An 896-nucleotide genomic window follows, 5' to 3' on the forward strand; every position below is an offset into this window, starting at 1 on the left:
CGAACAATCCAGCCGTTACATGCACGTGGTTCCTCTACAAGTCAAAGGTGAACCGTCAACTGGGGTTTATACTGCCTTGCTGAACGAGCGTGGTGAACTGATTGTAGCGACAGCAGAAATGGAGATTTATGATCAGATTCGTCCTTCAGTAATTTTTGAAAATGCTCCTTTAATCGCCTCGTCCCGACTGGTTCTGCTGGACACTAATTTCTCTATGAACGTAATTGCGGCCACCATACATGTCTGCCATGAGCATCGGGTTCCGATTGTCGTTTCTTCGGTATCAGCCTCCAAGATGAGAAAGCTTCCCCGAAATTTGCATGGGGTGGAATGGCTGGTATGTAAACCGGTGGAGGCTGAAGCCTATTTGGGGCTAGAACTTACAGATGATCAGCATATGTTGGATGCCACCCGGATTTTTCACAAACTTGGGGTTCAAAATGTCATTTTTATCTGCGGTGCTGATCGTGTTTTGTACGCCTCTCAGGATGGAACTCATGGACAAATTCCTATGCATCCTGTTCAAGAGGTCATTGATGTCACAGGCGCAGATGATGCTTTTATTGCCGGGATGATTTATGGTATTACCCAAGGTTATCCTATGGAGCAAGTGTGCCAATTTGGAATTAGCTGTGTCGACTTGACCCTGCAAACGGATCGGACGGTTTCAGAGACCCTTTCTATGAATAAACTCCATTCTAGGTTTCAGGAGCTGTATGGCACACATTCGCAAAATTTTGTGTTTTTCAAGGGCGTGTATTTTAAAAAGAAAGATACATAAGTAATCAAGAGAACTCTACCCTACAACAACGCGTATTTGGAGCTTCACGTACGTAATGGCCTCAATTATTGAATTTGTAAAAGGAGCATGTTGTCTGATGGACAGTGTGAAATAC

General features: G+C 44.2%; 1 protein-coding gene. It reads left to right on the forward strand.

The annotated features are described in order from the left end of the window. Window positions 1-781 (forward strand): PfkB family carbohydrate kinase (locus tag GRP75_RS28210; protein WP_160791031.1); only part of this gene is annotated, 781 nt, incomplete at its 5' end. Window positions 782-896 lie beyond the last annotated feature (115 nt).

The organism is Paenibacillus sp. OT2-17 (genome assembly GCF_009827695.1).
Classification (GTDB): Bacteria; Bacillota; Bacilli; order Paenibacillales; family Paenibacillaceae; genus Paenibacillus; species Paenibacillus polymyxa_B.